We start from the raw sequence: 19,843 nt of genomic DNA, 5'->3' as shown, positions 1-19,843 counted from the left end.
GCCACTAGAAAGACCTGCCATGCGATCGGAGGATAACTTTATGTAAAGCATTCAATACGCCGGTTAAAAACAGGCTTCTCTTCAAGTACGCAGCTTTTTCTGCTAGTACTCCATTATTTATTCTTGAAATAAAAAGAATGAACAATTAATGCAATGATGTATTCAGGTTGATCCTCTTTTACGTCGATTACTTGTACAGTGCTGATAATATGGTTGCGCTTCATGGTACCAAGCAGCTCTTCGTCTTGTGTCAGAGATATCGTTGAAGTAATCGTAGACGCTGAAGACAGATAGGAGGTATCCTGAAATGTAAACTCAATCGCTTCCTTCAATTTCGTCATGTTCTTTAGATTAATGCGTGTATGGGCTTCGCCAATTTGTTCTCCATTTTTGGTAATTATCCAACGATCCTGCTGAGTCAGCCACTTTTCTCGATCACAACGCACATCATAAACATCTTGGTCTATTTGAATCTCAAGCGACAGGTACCAGCTGGAACCAAAAATATCCGCAAAAACATACCGCCCCTTTTTGGTAAAGTAGCGTTTTACATACCCTCTCCGTTCCTCTCCTTTAAAGAGCGGCTTTTCATTCAATAAGCTTGTCTGCTTATTGGAAAAAGACCATTCAGGAATATTCTTCGGCTGATAAGAACGTTCTTTTTCGGCGAACTTCTTGCTCATAATATAAATACCAATAGATGCAATGGGAAAGGAAAAAATCAGTGCAAACATGACCGGGTCAAAGGCATCAAATACAAGATAACGAGCAAGCGTTGCGAATAACAATAAAATAAAAATCAAGTTTAGTTGAATCATATAAGTCACCTCACATTATTTACGATTACGCTCTAATGGGGTTTCACTTATTATCCACTTTTTATATTAATAGGTAATAAAGTCCTTTGCAGGTTAGACTTCTATTCACCGTTATTTTTCTTTAGAAAAATCCTACAATGAAGCTTTCTTATTTTTACCGGCTGTCTCTATCGAAAGCGCCTCTCTTACAATATCCACTGCCAATTCATGGTCATTCATTACAAACGGCACTTCACTTGGCTCAACCCAAATGCGGGCAGCTGCTTCATACTCACGAAGAAAAGGCAGGCATTCCGTTACATCGAGGCGGTAGAAGGCCTGATAACCAACGAGGGGATACTTGCCGTTCGGGTTGAATAATGGATTTTCCTCGTGGTTCACCTCAATTGCACCGAGATAATGAAGTGTCCCTTTTACATAGCCTTCCTCATATACCTCCCGGTGAATTGTCTGCTCGGGCTGTTCTCCGTGTTCAATATGCCCGCCAGGAAAGTTAAAGCCCCTGTTCGGGATATGAGTCAGTAAAATGTGTTCGTCCTTTACGCATATTGCATGAACACTTGTAAACGTAGCCGCTTCTGAATAATCCATTTTTGGTATCCATGTCAGCCGTACATCTCCGCTGCCCCACTTGACGTAAATTGATTTCAACTGTGTCATTTCATATCTCCTTCATTTGTTTCTCTTGCGTCGATTACGTCGTCAGCTTGACGAGCAGCTCTTCATTTCGGAAATGCAAAGCTTCATCGTCCGTTAAGGTATAGCTTGGTGAAACCCCATATCTTGCCTGCCATTTATCAAAGAATTCCTTACGTTCACGGTCTTGATAGTGCGGGCAGAAGGTACCTGCGAGCAGACCAAGCCCCTGTACCTCCTCATAGTTTCCATCTTCCTTTTCACAAAGACAACCATCAAACCAGCACATAGCCCCTGCACTGATTCCTGCCAGAACCGCTCCACGTTGGTAAGCATCTTGCAGTAAACGATCATAGCCTGCATCCCGCCATTTTTTCAGCATGAACTGTGTATTTCCGCCACCGACATAAAGTACATCCTGTTCATTCAGGATAGCCTCGATTGAAGGGCTGGCTAACATGTCCTGTGTGATATGGGTCGTCTCGTAAGGAGAAAAGGCCTCATAGAAGCGGTCGATATATCCTTGTGCATCATTGCTCGCTGTCGGGATGAAACAGACTTTTATTGGTCCGCCGCTTTTAACTTGGCTGATAATATATTCGTCAACATAAGCAGGGATGTGCTGTGAAAAACCACCGCCTGCTATAGCAATAATCGTCCTGTCCATTCTGCGTGCCCCCTTTATTTTTATAGCGATATATTATCTACCTTTTTAAATCGTAGCTGTATAGAAAATCTTTTTGTTCAAACCCAGCCTTCTCATATACACGATTTGCCTGGTTATTTTGAGTATCCACACACAGCTGGATGCTCCCGATTCCTTGGAATGCGAACATTTCCGCCAGTATTTCCTTAATTAATATGGTCCCTAGTCCCCGGTTTCTTGCAGCAGGGGAAATGGCAATATACTCAAGCGACGCTTCTTTCATTTCTTGGTCAATTTCAAAATATGCATAACCAAGAAGCCCATCATCATCTGTCTTCACAACACGTAATATACGCTCATTATTTAATCGGCTAATAATTTTCACTGCATCGTAGTATGTCTTAGGAAATGCTGTATCATGGATTTCCCGAAAGGCTCTTTCATCTTCTGGTGCGAAGCGTTTACTTACCCGTTCTTCTACCGGCTGTAAACGGTCCTTTGACATCAAAAGTATTAAATGCTCTCCGGTTTTCCGGGCGCCAAGCTGTTCTACAAAGTGCTGCTGTTCTTTATTTTCTTCATTTATAAAGAAGGAAAATTCCTTTACTTCCGGATAGGATTGAAGGCAAGTATCCCATAGCTGTTTCTGTTCTTCTTTTGTCGCCGACTGATTAAACGGCCCCCATACTTCTGCACTTTCTTCATCTATATCCAGTCCGATGGCAGCTGCTATTCTACCTTCATCTTCTCTTATAACAAAGAAAGCTGCATTCCCATTTTCATCTACAAAATCCTCAATCAATGTCTGCTCGATCTCCAGTGGATTATCTCCACAGAAGCCGATATGAGCGTGCTTTTGCTGATTCATTTCCGAAAGAAAATGCGCCAGCTCCTGAAATGCTGCTCTTTCTATTACTTGTTCCATACTGATACCCCCCTGTTATAAATAGTAGCTCATGATGATCTGCTCGCCTCTTTTGCCCATCATGCGTCTTCCTTCATCGATAAAACCACACTTCTTATACAGTGCCTGCGCTGCTGTATTACGCAGGTTCACCCCAAGGACAATTTCCGTGATATGTGGGAAATGAGCTCTGACAAAGTCCGGCAATAAAATAAGTGACTGTTTTGCGTATCCTTTTCCTTGATGTTTGAAATCTGTAGAAAAGGCCCGAAGCAGAATAGCGGTCGGGTTATCTGAATAGCTCTTCGGCCCTTCATTCTCGTGTAATACAAAGAAGGTAACAAGCTCTTCTTCTTCTATAGCAAGAATACAGTGGCGATCTCGTTCCTCTTTTGCCAGCTTGATACACTCTAGCGGAGTTCCCGTAAATTCGAGCTGGTCTTCTGACAGCTGATACTGCTCGATTAATGGTTGAAAGGATTCTTTGTATGCTAAAAGGTTCATTTATCTTTACCTCGCTGTATGTATTTTTTTGATGTTTAAAATGATTATTTCTCGGGAAATAGTTTTGGATACTTCAATATTTTGATAGATAGCTAAAAATATAAATAGTGACTATTTCGTGGTTTTCAATTTGTTTCACCGACTCTCAATCTCTATACCCCAGCTGGAGTTGCAGAGAGGACAAGAAAGAACCATCCTCTTTCCAAAAGTTTTTTAATATAAAAAACCATCTTTTACTCTCATACAATTTTTTATATAGACATAACAATGAAAGCTAGACTTCATACCTCGATGAAAGGATGTGCGGAACGGCCCTTTTCCTCATTGCTTTTTCAATTTGCAATGGGCAACCATTGAGGGGCTATCTTTTACGAACTCTGACTTGCTCCAGTCACCATACAGGGCAATGAGCTCAAATCCATGTGTCTCTATCAGCTGAAAGAGCTCCTGCGGATATATGTAACGAAGGGAGATGGTGCTTTTTTCTACATGTGCGACTTCACCTTCCTCTACTCTTTCTCATAGAAAGAATATTCTTACTCCTATTCTAACTTGAAGGAAATTGGCAGTACAACCTTTAGTTGGTAAATCCTCTTACCTTTTCTAAGAGAAAAGGTTTTCGAATCACCTTGTTGAATAATAAATAAAGTCTAAATAATAGGGGGCAATTCTTATGGAGCCGACAATTGAAAAAGTACTAGAAGATTATTTCCACAGCTGGAATGAAGGATTTATTCATAAAAACGGGGAAGGCATTCGATGGTTCATGTCTAAAGAGTTCACAGGCTATTGGGGTCATTCAGGTTTAGAAAAGCCACAGGAATATGGATATGATTATGATTTGGATGCCGTACTTATGAACGAAGGAAATGCACATAAGAGCTTCAGCATTTTATCGGTAACAGAGCGAAGGAATGGTGAAGAATTGATTGTACTGGGTAGAGAGACAAATACGATCAACGGACAGGCCTTCCCTGCTCAATGTCTATTCATTTGGCGGAAGGAAGAAACCGGCTGGAAGCTATTGCGGGAATACATTGAATTAGAAAAGTAAATTCCCTCTCATATAAAAAGCAAACATCAAAATAGATGGCTGCTTCAGAGCGAAGACAAAGTCGTTTTATGACTTTGTCTATGTGTCTTTTTAGATACTTTGGTAAAAAGAAGATTTTACCCAGCCTGTCTTGAAAACGCTTGTCAGACAAGGCGCGCCGACGAGCGAAGACGCGAATTGAACCTAAGTTCATGAGCGAATGGCTCTTTATTTGCGACGAAAGCGAAGCGGCAGGAGCAGACGAGCAAGGCAAGCACCGATGAATGAAAGCGTTTGTCAACAGACTGAAGCAGCCATCAAAATAGATGGCTGCTTTTAGTCGCATATTTTATGTCTCATGAAAGCTACACAATGGTTGACTGGAGACTATTATGTGCCCCTTCCGTCATTTCCTCTGGATGCCACATGCTGCCTTTTTGATTAATCATAGATGACATTTCCTGAACGACCTCTTCAAGCATTTGTTCAGTCATGACTTCAATCAGCAATTGCTTTACGATACATTTTGAAGTGGAAACGGATTTCATATATTCAAAGGCCTCAATTGGAGAAAGATCAAATTCTTCCATAATTTTTTTCATAAGCCAGTTGGCAAATTGCTCGATGATGATGATTACCTTTTCGGCTTCAAAACGATTTTCCCAAAAGCCCATGAATACTCTGCGATTTTCCTTTATGAAATGCTCATCTTTCTTACTAACAAAAAAGAAATGAAGATATTGTTCAACCTGACGGGCTGTATATGGATTTTTTCCTTCCGGCGCTATTTCTTCTAAATAGCTCATAAAAGTCTTACCCAACGCCAGTTTATTCTGCTGGCATTTTTCATACAAGGATTGAAGCTTTCTTTCATCTGAAGAAGTAAATCCATAAGACAATAATGCCTCCTGGAAGTGGTTAGATACCGTCGCTTCCTGATTCAGTGAAAGAGTCTCCTGCATTTTCGCCCTTGGTTTAACAATTGAAAACATACTACTATTCCCCCCGTGTTGATTTAAAAAGCAATAGAAAACGGCAACAATTACAACGTTTGAGAGAACATATAGCTACTATTTCCTCTAGCTTGTGAGGTCATAAATCGCAACACAAAAATAAAGGGCATTTATAGCTTCTAGCTTGGAACAAATTTCCCTATTCTATTTCTCTCTGTCTCTACATACTTATATATTTATAAATTCGGAGAAATATTACTTAATTTTAACAATTTTTTAATTTATTAAACATATATCATCTGTTTAGGAAATCAGAAAGATATCAAGGTGTTAGGCGATGATTCCAGAGAACCACGCCACATAGTACGCCCCTGGGACAAAAAGCACCTGAGCTAGTAACGTACCCAACAGCCTTGACATCATCATAATGATAGATGCCTTTTTTAAGGCGGCATAGCTTCCCCTATTATTTACTACATCATCAGCGAGAATTGAAATTTTCGGGTCAATAAAAACAATTAGAAGAATGGTCGCTACACCATTAATCAGACCCGATGCCATGACAGCTGTCGTCTTATGTTCAGGTATGAGAAGTGAGGCATAAATTGCTGATAGAACGCCGATCGTGTAAATAGCTGTAATGACTACATTCGTAATAAATAGCTTTACTGGGATGTCCCTCAGTCCAATTCCTTTTATATACGAGAGGCTTGGCCTGCGGATATGCTTGATTGCCCTTCTTATGTACGGGAGTGTAAATCCCTTGCGCAGCAATGCCGGAACGGAACCTCTTTCTTCTACTAAATGAAGAATAGCCCTCGAAAATATCGCCATAAAAGTAGGTAACAGCAGCATACCGAGTATCGTTCCAATGGACGCGGCTCCAATAATAATGCGGAATTGTCCTTCTACAAAAGCTAACGCTGTTTCTTTTGGAGCAGTGTCTGCGAGACTACCGGTAAAGGGTTGCTGCATCATATTTGCAAGCCGGGATACCATCACCATCACGTTAAAAAGCGCCAGAGCGGAAGCAAGCAGCCTTACGCGCGCTCCTGCCAGCCTCACTGCATAGGCGAGCGTTTCAATAGAATGAATAATGAGAATAAAAAATGCAATGATGATAAGTTTCCCCGTTATAATTTCCAATCAGATTCTTCCTTTCTATTGAGCTTATCTTTCAAAGCTTTTGCATATTTTTATCTCTACACAGCGAGCTGTACTAACCAGTCATTCACAAAAAGACGCGTGCTAGCTGAAATAGTTTCATTTTACTCAAGTGAAGAAAATTAATTTTGACAGTGGAAATAATAGTCCGTGCATTAGAAAAGAAGAATTAAGAGGATTTGTCTAACTTAATGGAGGATTAGGCTGCGCCTCTCAAAAGGCCTGTATCAGTCCTGGAGCGAATACCGGCGTTTTTTCATGAAATACCGGCGATTTCTGAGCAAATATCGGCGGTTTCCGCTCATTTACCGGCGAATTAAATGTTCCGCTCAGAACACGCTCTTTTCAATAAATACGGTACTTCTGCACAGTTTTTTCATATTTATCGTATAAGATGTCAATGGTCGCCCTCATTAGACAGGCTTCCATAAAAGTGGTAGCATATGTTGGGTCGATTTCTATTCGACGGAACTGCCTTCCTCCAAACTGATTTCTCTAAACGAGGACATGGACAACTATAGGCAGTTTACGATTTTTACAGAAAAGAAGGTTTGCAGAAGTGAAGAAAAAAATTATGAGGCCCCTGCAGTACACTGCATTATTTTTGGCATCCTCCCTATTGATTGAATCTACTGGAACAGCTGCAACACTAGATGAATTAAAACAAGAGCAGCAGCAAAATGAATCACAGAAAGGTCGCCTACATACCGAGATCAAGAATAAGGAAACAAAGGTAAACGATATTGAAGCGGCACAAACGAAGGTATATGACCAAATCAAAAAATTAGACGATGAAATTCTCAGCACGAACAAAAAAGTGGAGACTGTCGTCGCCAATATCAATGAGACAAATAAAGAAATTACTTCTTTGACAAATTCAATCCAAATACTAAGTGAAAAAATCGCCGAGCGGGATGAGTTGTTACGAGAGCGTGCACGTGCCATTCAATCCTCAGGTTCTGTCAGCTACTTGGATGTTTTACTAGGTGCCAACAGTTTTGTCGATTTCATCGACCGCTTCTCTGCGGTTAACACACTCATCGATGCAGATAAAGAAATCATGCACGAGCAGCAAGAAGACCAAAAAGCTTTAGAAGAAGATAAAAAGTCGTTAGAATCAAAGCGGAAAGAGTTAGAAGATGATAAAGCATCTCTAGAAAAATTAAAGGCTTCCCTTGCTTCACAAAAAACGCAAAAAAATACGTTGCTGGATGAACTGGAAGCAAAACAAGAGCAGTTACGTTCTGAAAAAGTAAAACTGGAAGAAGAATATTCAGAAGCGCTGCAACTATCCAAGGAATTACAGCAATCTATCCAGGCGGAGCAAAATCGTATTGCGGAGCTTGTGAAAAAACAAGCAGCTAGCTCGGCTGCTTCCGGGTCTGGTTCTTCCTCAGCTTCAAGCAGCGGTGGTGCCCTTCCACAGGTATCCGGCGGGAGCTGGACGAAGCCAACAACAGGACGTCTTACTTCCGGCTATGGCTGGCGGGACTTTGGCGGGTCTGAATACCATTACGGAATCGATATCGCCAACGCATCTGGTACACCTGTAGTAGCTGCTGCGGATGGAATTGTTTCCTATGCTGCACCGCTTAGTACGTACGGAAATGCTGTCATCGTTACCCATTCTGTCGGCGGACAAATCTATACTTCTCTTTATGCACACTTAAGCTCCTACAATGTAAGTGTAGGCACAAAGGTAAGTAAAGGCATGCAAATTGCCAAAATTGGTACTACAGGCCGCTCGACTGGTCCCCACCTGCATTTTGAAATCCACGCTGGTACATGGGTTAATCAGAAGACCGGTAACTTAAATCCGTTAAAATTTATCCCGTTGTAAGACAAAGGCACGGATAGTAATAGCCAATTCTACAACCACTTCAAAAATCCGCTGCGTCGATTCTATTTGACACAGCGGATTTTTTATTATATTACGAGATAGATTTTTGCAGGTAGTGCTATTAATTGCCAACACATCTTTAGGAAGGGTCTATCGATTCCTTCAGCTCTTCAATTTCGTTCTTTTGATCATTTATCATTTCAGTCAGTTCTTCTATCAGCCTGCTCTGCTCATCCAGCTGCCGCAGCAGCTCCTCTTTTTTGAGCTTGTCCTTGATTGCTCCGTGCAGCTTTTTAGCTTGCGTATCCTCTCTTGTTTCCGCTTCGTACAGATTAATACATTCCTTTACTGTGTCTACCCGCAGACTCCTAAAGTAATGAAGCATTTTTTGTACCGCTTCTTGTTCCCAATAATCAGAAGGAATGATGGAGTAGCGGCGCAGTTCATCTGTGGCTTCGCGAATCGGTACTAGCAGCTCCTCGCTATCCTCATCAAATAGCCGGCAATCCTCCTCGTAGTCCTCTCTAATCGCTTCTTGATTAATGAAAAAATCAATTCGCTTTAACACGTATTTAATTGGCTGTGCGACAATATAGCAAATCACTGTCAAAATAGTGAACACAACTAGTTTAGCAAGCATTCCTTCAACCGGCAGGGCAAACCAGAGCGGAAATCCGAATATAACAAGAATAAGAATTAATCGAAAAGGATCAGGCAGTGCATATTCACTTTTATCATAGTATTGATACAGTGAGTCTTCTTTCGGATTCTCCAATTGGAAGTTCTCATACTCTTCCTTTAAAAGATCCAGCTTTTCAATCTCCCGCAGAGTCCATTCTATATTATCGATAATTTCCGCGCGTCCCACGTTTAATCCCCTCTTTCCTTATTACCAATAATATATAGAGATGATAAGAGGGATTATGTATGACTTTATGCAATCAATTGTTAAAAATGAGAAGACCATGAGTAAAGTGAATTCTATTGGAAACACGACTTACTCACGCATTTTTTCTACAATGAACCAACCTGCATCCTTAAGTTCAAAGCTGTCAGAGTTGAACTGATAGGTATAGGCGAAATGAATTTGCGCTTCCGTTTCTTCTATTACTTGGATCTCCATTTCCTCCAAATGATCATTTAGCATTTCGCTTTCTTTTATATCTTTCTCTTCATGATAAAGTGTAATCAAATTTTTCAACTCTCTCCGTATTAGCAGCAAATCTTCATCGGTAGCTTCCCGTTTGCTCCTTGAAGGCTGTGCTAACAGGCTTTTCACATCCGCTTCACATAGTTGCATGACATTTACCTCCCATTATTTAGACCTTAGTTTATAGAAGTGCGTTTTGTATACGATTAAATTTTCCCCCCTTTCCCTTTTAAAATGCCATTCCCTCCTCAAAGTTCTCATTTTCTTTTCTCAATTCGCTATACGAGGCATATGATGCTATAGCAAATACCTTTAAAAGGAGCGGCAAATTGTTAATACATGTTGTAAAAAGCGGGGACACAATATCGGGACTCGCAAACCGGTACAAGGTGAATGTGAATAGCCTGCAGCAAATCAATCAACTGCCGGACCCGAATAAGCTTCTTATCGGCCAGGCTATTCTTGTACCGGTTTATAGTACGTACCATACAGTTAGATCCGGAGAGGCTCTGTGGCAGATCGCCCAGCAATACGGTGTTTCCGTCGATGCGATTCTCTCGGCTAATCAAATCACAAATCCGAACCTTATCTACCCTGGTACAAGGCTGTATATTCCTCCTACCATCCATGTCATTCAGCCAGGGGAAACAATTGGACAGATTGCAGGCAGATACGGTGTGTCGGTTACTGCAATCACACAGGCAAATAATATAACGAATCCGAGCCTTATTTATCCGGGGATCCAGCTGATGATTCCACGAGCGAAACCCGTTATAGAAGTAAATGGCTATACGTATCAGAAAGATGAGGAAGCAGCACAAACGGTCAAATCGCTTGCACCGCAACTTACGTATTTGAGTCCGTTCGCGTATATGGTAAAGGAAGACGGTACACTTGATCCATTTAGTGATGAGTTGATGGTTAAAGCGGCAAAGGAAAATGGCGTTGTCCCGATGATGGTCATTACCAATTTCACTTCGACACAGGCAGGCTCCAACCTGATGCATGTCATTTTCTCTAGCGCAGAAATTCAGGAGAAGCTGTTAACCAATATACTTAACGTGATGGATGCAAAAGGATATAAGGGGCTGAACGTTGATTTTGAAAATGTATTGCCTGAGGATCGAGAGGCGTACAATGCATTTATGCAGCTTGCGGTTGATACACTTCATCCAAAAGGTTATTTTGTCTCGTCAGCGCTTGCGCCAAAAACGAGCGCGACCCAAAGCGGACTGCTTTATACCGCTCATGATTACGAGGCGCATGGAAGGATTGCAGACTTTGTCGTTTTGATGACGTACGAATGGGGCTACCGCGCCGGTCCTCCGCAAGCCATCTCTCCTGTCAATCAAATGAGACGCGTCGTCGAATATGCCCTGTCCGTCATGCCGGCCAATAAAATTTACCTCGGTTTCCAGATCTATGCGAGAGATTGGCAGCTTCCTCATACGCAAGGACAGCAGGCTGAAACATTTAGCCCGCAGGAGGCAGTCCGCCTTGCGACCCAATATAATGCCACGATCCGCTATGATGAAACTGCCCAGTCACCGTACTTCCGTTATGTAGACGAAGATGGTCAGGAGCATGAAGTATGGTTTGAGGATGCCCGCAGTGCTCAAGCTAAATTCAATCTCGTTAAGGAATTCAATCTCCGCGGAGTCAGCTATTGGGCGCTCGGCTATGATTTCCCGCAAAACTGGGTGCTGCTCGATGACAACTTTACCGTTAAAAAAGTTTAGTTAACTGGATAAAAAAAACCGCCCCTTTTTCATTGATAAGGGGCGGCTTTTGCTTCTTAATTTTAGTCACTCGGGACGGAAATAATAGACAACTTTCCTTCGTTAATAGACAACTTTTCAGGATTAATAGACAGATTCCTTTTATTATTAGACAATCTTTCAGAGTTAATAGACAATCTGCTCTTAATAATAGACAATCCGCCAATCCTGCGAAAAATTTTGGGATACTTATTATTCCAACAATTCCCCTGCTAAGTGCCTTCGACTAATTAAGTAGCCTTGTATAAGGAATGTTACCATCACTGCCAGTATAAAACCGATGATGACATATAGCAGCATCTGTACATCAAACAGCAAGCTGCTCTCACTATCGATAAGGGATAACAATTGTGACAGCAAAGCCCCAATGATTACTCCAACTGTGAGTCCATACAAGACAAAGGACAGTACCTGCGTTAAGATCAGCTTCATCAATCCATTCGGGGATAGTCCAACAAGCCGCTGGATAGCATAATCTCCTCTTTTACTATAGATGACATGTAATAGACTTTGTATGACCCCGAGGCATGTCGCTGCAATGAGGATAATTAGTACACCCACAAATAAGCTCCAGCGCTGATAGAACATGCGATTGGACTCCTCTACGCTAGACCGCTCATCCTTGATGAGAAGGGCCGGCCAGCTGCTTTTGAGGAACGACAGCTCATCAAGGGCTGCTTCAATATCCTGTGTTTCCACCATTATTGTCTCAATTACTATTGGCCAGTCCACTTTTGAGGCCATTGACCAATCGGCATACACTTGCTCCCCGGAATACGTATCCGGCAGAATCGCCAGCACCTCTACGGTATCTAAAAGACGATATACATCGGTTTCCTCTCCATATTCGTAAACATCCAATGTTTCCCCGACACTCAATTGATTACGTAAAGCAAAATCCTCCGTTACAAATATACCGTGGGCTGCATCGATATTTACTTGGACAGGAAGCCTTTCCTTCTTCAGTATTTCCTGCAAATCGACTAGTTGAAAGTCTGGAAATGCCTCTTCTCCGCTGTCGTTTATAATCGTTTTCATCGGAAAGTAATTACTCTTGGCATAAACATCCTTCACAGAGGGCAGTGATGTTATTTCCTTCACTGCATCCAATGTTAAGGACTCATCATATAAGTCGTTTTCAATAATAACCGGGGTCTCGAATACATGCCCTAAATATTCCCGTTCATTCTTCTGCACCGTCTTAAACAAGGTGCTGCCGAAAACAAGGATGACCATGAGCCCAATAATACCGAGCACAACCGGCATATTTTTTCGGATCTGCGGCATAAGCTGCTGGCAGGCCAAATATGCTTCCTTTCCAAAAAATGCCCGAATCGGCTGCAGGGAAACCTTTAATAAAACGCTAAATAAGAATGGTATGCAGTAAAGCACCACAAAGCAAATACCTAGCGCTCCCGCTAAAATTTGCAACGCCCCCTTTCCGTCTCCATTCGACGCCAGTCCAATCAAGATAAACAAACAAGCACATACAAAGATAAATCCGATCACTAACAGCTTGCGTTTTGTCCATTGGATTGATAGTTCGACCTTTTCAGCAGCAATTTGGAGCGGCAGCAGCTTCATACTTTTACGAATTTGACCTGCTGAAATTCCGTAAAGCACGGCAAAGATGCCAATCAAGATGCTCATCATCAGCCAGATCGGCATATCCGTCCTTGCTGCCGGGAGCTGAAGTTTATCAATGAGAAACGGCATCCACTCGTGGATGAGCAGGACCGTTAACGCCGTCCCGGTGACTATGCCGGAACCAATCATTATGAGAAGCTGAAATTTGATCACCTTCCCTACCTGACTACCTGTTGCCCCGAGTGAACGCAGCACCATCAGCTGGTCTCTCAGCTTATAAAAGATAAGCTGGAATGTCGATAACAGCAGCATCGCCGTAATGAGCAAGACGAATGCAGATAAAACAATGATGAAGATGGCAAGAGCCTGGAAATTTTTCTTTACTATCTCGTATTCACTTGGAATATCAATTCTTAGAGCACTGCCAATTTCATGAAAAGATTTTGTTAGTGCCGCATAATCTATATTGTCGTTCGTTTGGATGAGGGTGAACAGCGCAGCAATCTCCTGTCCTCCTTCTGGCAGCCATTGTTTCACCTGCTGCCGGGGCAAAATAACAATATTCAGTTCATCGCCGCCGGATAACGGTGTCATTATTTCCTTTATTTTAAAAGGATGCTGCTCAATGATAATCGTATCTCCGATTGCCTTGTCATGCATGGCCGCCAAACGTTTGGAGATAACGGCTTCACCATTCTTCAAGTCTTCCGTAAAATGATAGCGGCTCTTAACGAGATTGTCATTATCCGCCCCAATTGTATAAACATCAGCCTGTCCCTCCACCGATGTCCATGCGAGTACAATAGGTGACACGGCACTGACTTCATCCAGCTGTTCAAATTGATCGAGCATGCCGTCCGTTATCCATTGATTTTGTTCCGGGTTATAACCGACCAGCATATCTGCATCCCCAAAAATGGCTTGCATTTCTTCTTTCATCTGTGTATTAGCGTTCCAAATATAGACGCCCATTGTCATAAGCAGACAGATAGAAATTGCAATAATGCCAATGCTCGTTAGAACTTGCACTGAAGCTGCACGCAGCAGTTTGATCGCGACCGACCGCAAATTAAACATGTCCGGCCCCTCCCGTAATCTCCTTGAATTTACCTAGGATAGCATCCAAATCCTCTGGACCTTTTTCATTCCGGTAGCTGTCCACAATCGCCCCGTCATGGAAGAACAGGACCCGATTTGCAAATGTTGCTACATAAGGATCATGGGTCACAAGTAAAATTGTCTGCCCCTTCCCCTCCTGTAGTGAGACGAGAAGCCGCAGAATATCATCCGTTGTATTCACATCAAGTGCCCCTGTTGGTTCATCCGCCAGCAGAATCGGCGGATTGGTAACAATTGCCCTTGCAATGGCTACCCGCTGCTTCTGCCCTCCTGATAATTCATGAGGGCGATGTTTTCGCCATTTATCAATTTGCAGCTGTTTCATCACCGTACCGACTCTCTGCTTGATTTCCTTACCAGGGACATCATTTAAAATAAGCGGAAGTGCGATGTTATCCTCCACATTCAAATCCTGCAAAAGATGAAAAGACTGAAAGACAAATCCGATATTTTCCTTCCTGAACTTTGAGGCGTTCGGCTCTTTGTGCAGGTCATTTGCCTCTTGTCCAAACAGCAGCATCTTTCCTTCTGATGGGGCATCAACAGCACTGATCATATTCAGGAATGTACTTTTTCCTGAACCGCTTGTCCCCATGATTGCCACCATTTCTCCCTCGTAGATTGTACAATGGATATTTTTCAGTGCAGTGACGGTATGCTCCTTTTGTTTAAACACTTTCGACATGCCCTCTACACGCAAAACCTCCCTTAGCCGCTGCTGCGGAATCGGAATTTTGTCAATGACTGCTTTCAACGGATTTGACCCACTCATCTAGATACGCCCCCTTCAACTGTTGTCGTAATGCATGCAAACCTCTTCGGATATGTGTCTTTACTGTCCCCTCCGGACATTCCAATATAGCCGCAATTTGCTTAACCGAATAATCCTGGTAAAAGCGGAGGATGAGCACCGTTTTATATTTTTCCTCTAGGCCGCACAACGCCTGCCATAAATCGAGTTCCTCCTCGATATTGCTTGAGGATGCTCCCTCCAGTAAATCCAATTCAGCCGGCTCAATCGATTCGATCCGCTTCCTTTTTGCTATGTATGTTTTACTGCAATTAATGACAATCCGTGTCATCCAAGTTGTGAAATAGTACTGCTCTTTTAGCTGCTTCATTGATTCATAGGCCCGTATCATCGACTGCTGCAATATATCAACAGCATCGTCCTCGTTTTGAACATATACATAGGCGATGCGGTACAGCTGTCCCTGCAACGGTTCTATCAGCTGATAGAATGCTTCTTCGTCTCCGTTCTGAGCGAGCAAAACGAGATCTATTTGCTTTGTTTCGATTCGTAACGCCTCCCTCCATCTATTAGACTCACCGAATCATGATTACGATTCAAATTTTTTCTATTTTTTCATTTTACATGGATGAGCAGCTATGAGAAGGTGTTTCACTACTCCTTTTGTAATTGCTGAGTCAATTTTTTAGAAGGAAAATAAAAAAGTGCTGTAATTTACTCAGCACCTTGGACTTGATATAAAAATAATAGAAAAAGCGATAACTTTTCCGCTTTTTTAGTTATTGAAAAACTAAATAAATTCATTCACGCCTTTTTATCCAGGCTGGAAATCCTCACTATCTCTACATTTCCTTACTCTGTTCTCGATACTTTTTTACCTGTTCGAGTGCTGTTGCCTGCCTCCGCCTCGAATAATGTGTCATAAGTGCTGACAATTGATTTGTAATTAATGCGAGATCAGCCTGTGTCGATTCCATCGTCATCGGCGTCGTATCCCATAATAAGCGCAGGATGCTATCTTTGTTTAACTGTTTATTTACCAATACACTCACCCCATTTGTCCAATGTTCCCCTTGGATTATCATACAATTGAAGTTGCAAACTAATGACTGTTCTGCAAATAGAATGTGCAAATATTGAGAATTCATTAGTAGGGTGTTGAAGTAATTATAGAATCAGCATGAACTTGGAAGTACAGACTATTCATATTCGAAAATGAGGACATATTATAAAAGGCGATTTTCCGAAAGGATGTCTCTTTTTCAGCGAATAATACAGCATCCATTCGAAAACAGGGTCCGTCTTCCTGACGCACCCCATTCTCCTTCGATATTTTGCTCTATACTTGAATATTTTTGAAAAACTCCTTCGCCAGGTCCTTTTCAGTCAGATGCAGAAGCTTCATGGCTGTAACAGCCTTGGCCAGAATCATTTCCATTTCTTCGGAGGGAATTAGCTCAACGTTATATTCCTTTTCGAGATAACCCTCGAAGTCCTGCTTTTCAGGACCGATCGATTGGTATTCATTTTCGCTTTCGACAAAGAGCATCTCAACAAACGGTGCAATAAGCGGGTGCTTATCATAAAGTGGATGGGAAATAGGTGCTTCGAGTGAGGAAAATTCCTTCAGCATCAGCTGAACAATCGTTTCCTTTGGGATGATTTGCTTAATCCGCTCTACAAACTTCCCTGACTCCTCCCGCTCAAACTCTTGTGTTATGACGCTCTTTCCAGCTACAGCAAGTACCTCGGCCGTCTGAACATTATCATCAACGGAAAAATGGACAGCATATCTTGACCCTAGTTCACGAAGCATAAACTGGATATCTCCCGCCTGCACGGTCACGAAATAGGCATCAAGCCGACCCATATTCCGAATTTTAATTTCCTGATCTTTCTTGGACACAAAAAACAATGGAACACCTCCTAATCGTCCCCATATTGTCAAACGATATGTGGAGTTCTGGATGAATCTCCTTAGTATATGCGCTCATACAAACAAAAACAGTGCGCCTTTATATGGCCCACTGTTTGGCTTGTATTATTTATCGTTCACATGCCCAATTGTCTTTATCTCTATCCATTTTCAAAGTATAAGCAGGATGAGAGCTAGCAACCCCATTTGGATAGTCCTGACGTAATCCCGTACAGGTTTGATACGTTTTATTCTGCACCTGCTGTTGTTGAGCTTCCCACTTTGCCTGTGCTTCGCGAGCTGTCTTTTCCTATGTCTATTCCATTCAAGTCCGCTCCAAATCATTTTGAATGTTTTATCATACGTTATAGGGGTACCAGTATAGAGACTAACATCCATTCACAACGAGGAGGAATAGAATATGTCACATGAACACCACCAAGGATTAATTCAGGCGTTACACGAATGTATGGCTGCCTGCAATCATTGCTTCGATGCTTGTCTAAAGGAAGACGATCTAAATATGATGGCTGAATGCATTAGATTGGACCGGGAATGTGCAGATATCTGTAACTTTTTAGAAACCGCGTTAGCTCGAAATACTCCATTTGCTGCAGCGCTTGCTTCTGTCTGTGCAACTGTTTGTGAAGCATGCGGCAATGAATGTAAAAAACACGATCATGACCATTGCCAACAATGCGCGGATGCATGTTTTGCATGTGCAGAGGCTTGCAGAAAACTGGCGGCTTAATTTTTTCACCCTTGTAATATTTTTTAATAAGAAGCATGAGGCGAGGGTTCTATATTTTACAAAAGGCAAGACGTCCAATTAATGGGCGTCTTTTCTGTTTTTTTGGGCATATTAAGCATAACTGGCCAGCTTCGGTACGGCCGCTTTAAGGAGACCGGCAATAATCGTAAAGGAAGTGTTTGCAATTGGACAACAAGCCACGGCATGCAAGACCCTCGCAAGAACATAACTGGCTCATTGAAACAAATTCTCCCTATTTGCTGCAGCATGCCCATCAGCCGATCAATTGGTATCCTTGGGGAGATGAGGCATTTGAACGGGCTATGGAGGAGAAGAAGCCGATTTTCCTATCTATCGGCTACGCTACATGCCACTGGTGCCACCAGATGGCAAGAGAGAGCTTTGAGGACCAGGAAATCGCCAATTACTTGAATGAACATTACATCGCTATCAAAGTCGATCGCGAAGAGCGGCCTGATATTGACAATCTGTATATGAATGTCTGTATCATGATGGACGGACACGGTGGATGGCCGCTCTCCATCTTTATGACGCCCGAGCAGGTACCATTTTACGCAGGAACTTATTATCCAAAGAAAACTTCGTTGAAGATGGTTGGTTTCCATGAGCTTATCGTTCACTTGCATAAGCTTTACGAAAAAGACCAGGCCCAAGTCATCTCAGTCGGCGCAGAAATCAAGGAGGCATTAATGCAGCTGCAGGCCCAGCAGGCAGCAGGGACACTTCCCCCCTCTGTCTTTGACATAGCCTTTGAGCAATTGTACAAAACGTATGACAATCTATACGGGGGCTTTGGAAGGGAAACGAAATTTCCGATGCCGCACCAGCTTATGTTTCTTTTGCGCTTTGCAAAATTCAATGATGAGCGCGTAGCTGAAAAGATGGCATTGAATACGCTGCAAAGCCTTTACAACGGCGGCATCTATGACCAGATCGGTTTTGGATTTTCCCGCTACTCGGTAGATGAAACGTATATCGTTCCTCACTTTGAAAAAATGCTGTATGATAATGCTCTTCTTCTTTATACAACAGCAGAGGCGTATCAGGTCTCAAAAGATAGCTTCTATGAGCAGAAAATGCGGGAGCTGCTCACCTACATCCGCCGTGTCATGACATCTCCGGAAGGCGGATTTTATAGTGCCGAAGACGCAGATACGGAGCAGGAGGAAGGCAAGTTTTATACATGGACAAGGGATGAAGTAATGAGTTATCTTGGCGAGGAGCTCGGTGAGATTTACTGCCAAGCCTTGCATATAACAGCCGAAGGCAATTTCGTAGGAAAGAACGTCCCTCACCTTGTTCATACAAACCTGACAGACATAGCAAGGGAAAATGGAATGAATCTCGACTCCCTTCAGCAAAAATTAGAAAAGGCACGTCAAATGCTGTTCGAGGTTCGTGAACAGCGGATGCACCCTAATAAGGATGACAAGATTTTAACGAGCTGGAACGGTTTGATGATTGCTGCCCTTGCGAAGGCAAATGCAGTTCTTCAGGATGAGGGCGTGGAGCTGCTCGCTGTAGGGGCTATGCGCTTTTTAGAGGAGCAGCTTTTCCAATCTGGACGGTTGATGCGCCGCTACCGAAATGGTGAGGTAAAGGAATACGGTATACTCGATGATTATGCAGCTGTGCTTTGGGCTTATACAGAGCTGTATGAAGCAACCTTTTCTCCTGAATGGCTGCAAAAGGCCATACAGCTTGCAGATGCTATGATAGAGCTGTTTTGGGATCACGAGGAAGGCGGCTTTTTCATGACAGGAAGCGATGCTGAAGCACTACTGATACGCCAAAGGGAAATACAAGACGGCGCTATTCCCTCTGGCAGCAGTATCGCCGCCGTTTCGCTTATACGCCTGGCCCGCCTTACAAATAGATCTGATTATGAAGAGAAAGTCATCACACTCTTACAGCTCGGTGCACGGACGATCTATGCCCAGCCTGAAGGTTTCCTCTACTTGCTGATTTCCTATATGCTGCTGATTGAAGGCACAAAGGAAGTAATCATGGTCGGTAAACTATCACCTGAACAAAAACAGCTGCTATCCGTATTGAAAAAGGAATTTCAGCCAAACACCATTTATCTATATTGTGAGGATGCAGAAACATACAAAGAACTTATACCCACCCTTTCGGAATATCAGCCAGCAAAAGAAGGAGCCAATTTTTACATTTGTAAAAACTACGCTTGCCAGCAGCCTGTGCATGATCCAGAAGACATCCAGCAGATGCTGGAAGGATAAGCAAGATAAACCGTACTTTGTTATTAGCGG

19 protein-coding genes and 1 pseudogene are annotated in these 19,843 nt (G+C 42.6%); 5 read left to right on the top strand and 15 right to left on the bottom strand.

Translation table 11 applies throughout. From position 1 onward, the window contains the following. Positions 1-113: 113 nt before the first annotated feature. The 5 genes from AA0Y26_RS07420 to AA0Y26_RS07400 form a co-directional block, all read right to left on the bottom strand. Positions 114-818, bottom strand: a complete 705-nt coding sequence (locus tag AA0Y26_RS07420; RefSeq protein WP_413366492.1) for a hypothetical protein — start codon at positions 816-818, stop codon at positions 114-116. A 132-nt stretch (positions 819-950) separates the two neighbouring features. Then, the gene (locus AA0Y26_RS07415; protein ID WP_413366490.1) at positions 951-1,478 is read right to left on the bottom strand and encodes an NUDIX domain-containing protein; all 528 of its coding nucleotides are present in this window, start codon (positions 1,476-1,478) and stop codon (positions 951-953) included. A 34-nt stretch (positions 1,479-1,512) separates the two neighbouring features. Further along, a complete protein-coding gene (locus AA0Y26_RS07410) occupies positions 1,513-2,121 on the bottom strand; it encodes a Type 1 glutamine amidotransferase-like domain-containing protein (protein WP_413366488.1) in 609 nt (202 codons plus the stop codon). 37 nt (positions 2,122-2,158) lie between these two features. Next, positions 2,159-3,025, bottom strand: coding sequence for a GNAT family N-acetyltransferase (locus AA0Y26_RS07405; protein WP_413366486.1), 867 nt, complete (start codon positions 3,023-3,025; stop codon positions 2,159-2,161). A 15-nt stretch (positions 3,026-3,040) separates the two neighbouring features. Continuing rightward, positions 3,041-3,508, bottom strand: coding sequence for a GNAT family N-acetyltransferase (locus AA0Y26_RS07400; protein WP_413366484.1), 468 nt, complete (start codon positions 3,506-3,508; stop codon positions 3,041-3,043). Positions 3,509-4,181: 673 nt separating this feature from the next. Here AA0Y26_RS07400 and AA0Y26_RS07395 point away from each other — a divergent pair. Beyond that, entirely contained in the window at positions 4,182-4,562 is a 381-nt protein-coding gene (locus AA0Y26_RS07395; RefSeq protein WP_413366482.1) for a DUF4440 domain-containing protein, read from the top strand. Between the two features lie 344 nt (positions 4,563-4,906). Here the strand turns inward: AA0Y26_RS07395 and AA0Y26_RS07390 are convergent, their stop codons facing one another. Together AA0Y26_RS07390 and AA0Y26_RS07385 are read right to left on the bottom strand one after the other, a co-directional pair. After that, positions 4,907-5,533, bottom strand: a complete 627-nt coding sequence (locus tag AA0Y26_RS07390) for a hypothetical protein (protein ID WP_413366480.1) — start codon at positions 5,531-5,533, stop codon at positions 4,907-4,909. Positions 5,534-5,824: 291 nt separating this feature from the next. After that, positions 5,825-6,640, bottom strand: coding sequence for a lipid II flippase Amj family protein (locus tag AA0Y26_RS07385; RefSeq protein WP_413366478.1), 816 nt, complete (start codon positions 6,638-6,640; stop codon positions 5,825-5,827). Positions 6,641-7,217: 577 nt separating this feature from the next. On the opposite strand from AA0Y26_RS07385, the gene AA0Y26_RS07380 reads away from it, so the two are divergent. After that, positions 7,218-8,498 (top strand): murein hydrolase activator EnvC family protein, encoded by a 1,281-nt coding sequence (locus AA0Y26_RS07380; protein ID WP_413366476.1) that lies wholly within the window; start codon positions 7,218-7,220, stop codon positions 8,496-8,498. Between the two features lie 139 nt (positions 8,499-8,637). Here AA0Y26_RS07380 and AA0Y26_RS07375 read toward each other — a convergent pair whose 3' ends face one another. Together AA0Y26_RS07375 and AA0Y26_RS07370 are read right to left on the bottom strand one after the other, a co-directional pair. Next, positions 8,638-9,366 (bottom strand): hypothetical protein, encoded by a 729-nt coding sequence (locus AA0Y26_RS07375; RefSeq protein ID WP_413366474.1) that lies wholly within the window; start codon positions 9,364-9,366, stop codon positions 8,638-8,640. 129 nt (positions 9,367-9,495) lie between these two features. After that, complete coding sequence (locus AA0Y26_RS07370; RefSeq protein WP_413366473.1) at positions 9,496-9,798, bottom strand: hypothetical protein; 303 nt, start codon at positions 9,796-9,798, stop codon at positions 9,496-9,498. Positions 9,799-9,977: 179 nt separating this feature from the next. Here AA0Y26_RS07370 and AA0Y26_RS07365 point away from each other — a divergent pair, with 179 nt between their 5' ends. Continuing rightward, a complete protein-coding gene (locus AA0Y26_RS07365) occupies positions 9,978-11,387 on the top strand; it encodes a LysM peptidoglycan-binding domain-containing protein (RefSeq protein WP_413366472.1) in 1,410 nt (469 codons plus the stop codon). A 231-nt stretch (positions 11,388-11,618) separates the two neighbouring features. On the opposite strand, the gene AA0Y26_RS07360 is transcribed toward AA0Y26_RS07365, so the two are convergent. The 6 genes and pseudogenes from AA0Y26_RS07360 to AA0Y26_RS07335 all read right to left on the bottom strand — a co-directional run. Beyond that, positions 11,619-14,090 carry an ABC transporter permease gene (locus AA0Y26_RS07360; protein ID WP_413366470.1) on the bottom strand — a complete coding sequence of 824 codons (2,472 nt, stop codon included), beginning with the start codon at positions 14,088-14,090 and terminating at the stop codon, positions 11,619-11,621. Continuing rightward, on the bottom strand, positions 14,083-14,817 hold the full coding sequence (locus tag AA0Y26_RS07355; RefSeq protein WP_413368101.1) for an ABC transporter ATP-binding protein: 735 nt from the start codon (positions 14,815-14,817) through the stop codon (positions 14,083-14,085). The genes AA0Y26_RS07360 and AA0Y26_RS07355 overlap by 8 nt, the downstream gene beginning before the upstream one ends. 52 nt (positions 14,818-14,869) lie before the next feature. Beyond that, the gene (locus tag AA0Y26_RS07350; RefSeq protein ID WP_413366468.1) at positions 14,870-15,403 is read right to left on the bottom strand and encodes a sigma-70 family RNA polymerase sigma factor; all 534 of its coding nucleotides are present in this window, start codon (positions 15,401-15,403) and stop codon (positions 14,870-14,872) included. 322 nt (positions 15,404-15,725) lie between these two features. Then, positions 15,726-15,968: a hypothetical protein gene (locus AA0Y26_RS07345; protein WP_413366467.1), complete on the bottom strand. Its 243-nt coding sequence runs from the start codon at positions 15,966-15,968 to the stop codon at positions 15,726-15,728. A gap of 254 nt (positions 15,969-16,222) precedes the next feature. Next, complete coding sequence (locus tag AA0Y26_RS07340; protein ID WP_413366465.1) at positions 16,223-16,798, bottom strand: hypothetical protein; 576 nt, start codon at positions 16,796-16,798, stop codon at positions 16,223-16,225. Between the two features lie 130 nt (positions 16,799-16,928). Next, positions 16,929-17,033: pseudogene (locus AA0Y26_RS07335) on the bottom strand (excalibur calcium-binding domain-containing protein); the annotation flags it as partial. A 186-nt stretch (positions 17,034-17,219) separates the two neighbouring features. Between AA0Y26_RS07335 and AA0Y26_RS07330 the strand changes: the two are divergent. After that, on the top strand, positions 17,220-17,549 hold the full coding sequence (locus tag AA0Y26_RS07330; RefSeq protein WP_413366463.1) for a four-helix bundle copper-binding protein: 330 nt from the start codon (positions 17,220-17,222) through the stop codon (positions 17,547-17,549). Positions 17,550-17,734: 185 nt separating this feature from the next. Then, entirely contained in the window at positions 17,735-19,813 is a 2,079-nt protein-coding gene (locus AA0Y26_RS07325; RefSeq protein WP_413366461.1) for a thioredoxin domain-containing protein, read from the top strand. Positions 19,814-19,843: the final 30 nt, after the last annotated feature.

The sequence above is a fragment of the Lysinibacillus canaveralius genome (assembly GCF_047301505.1).
GTDB lineage: Bacteria > Bacillota > Bacilli > Bacillales_A > Planococcaceae > Lysinibacillus_B.
This window is presented reverse-complemented; position numbering and strand designations above follow the sequence as displayed.

What these genes read in the sequence shown, in the direction of transcription:
- AA0Y26_RS07420 (WP_413366492.1), bottom strand. Translation starts at nt 818, where the DNA reads ATGATTCAACTAAACTTGATTTTTATTTTATTGTTATTCGCAACGCTT.
- AA0Y26_RS07415 (WP_413366490.1), bottom strand. Translation starts at nt 1,478, where the DNA reads ATGACACAGTTGAAATCAATTTACGTCAAGTGGGGCAGCGGAGATGTA.
- AA0Y26_RS07410 (WP_413366488.1), bottom strand. Translation starts at nt 2,121, where the DNA reads ATGGACAGGACGATTATTGCTATAGCAGGCGGTGGTTTTTCACAGCAC.
- AA0Y26_RS07405 (WP_413366486.1), bottom strand. Translation starts at nt 3,025, where the DNA reads ATGGAACAAGTAATAGAAAGAGCAGCATTTCAGGAGCTGGCGCATTTT.
- AA0Y26_RS07400 (WP_413366484.1), bottom strand. Translation starts at nt 3,508, where the DNA reads ATGAACCTTTTAGCATACAAAGAATCCTTTCAACCATTAATCGAGCAG.
- AA0Y26_RS07395 (WP_413366482.1), top strand. Translation starts at nt 4,182, where the DNA reads ATGGAGCCGACAATTGAAAAAGTACTAGAAGATTATTTCCACAGCTGG.
- AA0Y26_RS07390 (WP_413366480.1), bottom strand. Translation starts at nt 5,533, where the DNA reads ATGTTTTCAATTGTTAAACCAAGGGCGAAAATGCAGGAGACTCTTTCA.
- AA0Y26_RS07370 (WP_413366473.1), bottom strand. Translation starts at nt 9,798, where the DNA reads ATGCAACTATGTGAAGCGGATGTGAAAAGCCTGTTAGCACAGCCTTCA.
- AA0Y26_RS07360 (WP_413366470.1), bottom strand. Translation starts at nt 14,090, where the DNA reads ATGTTTAATTTGCGGTCGGTCGCGATCAAACTGCTGCGTGCAGCTTCA.
- AA0Y26_RS07355 (WP_413368101.1), bottom strand. Translation starts at nt 14,817, where the DNA reads ATGTCGAAAGTGTTTAAACAAAAGGAGCATACCGTCACTGCACTGAAA.
- AA0Y26_RS07345 (WP_413366467.1), bottom strand. Translation starts at nt 15,968, where the DNA reads ATGATAATCCAAGGGGAACATTGGACAAATGGGGTGAGTGTATTGGTA.
- AA0Y26_RS07330 (WP_413366463.1), top strand. Translation starts at nt 17,220, where the DNA reads ATGTCACATGAACACCACCAAGGATTAATTCAGGCGTTACACGAATGT.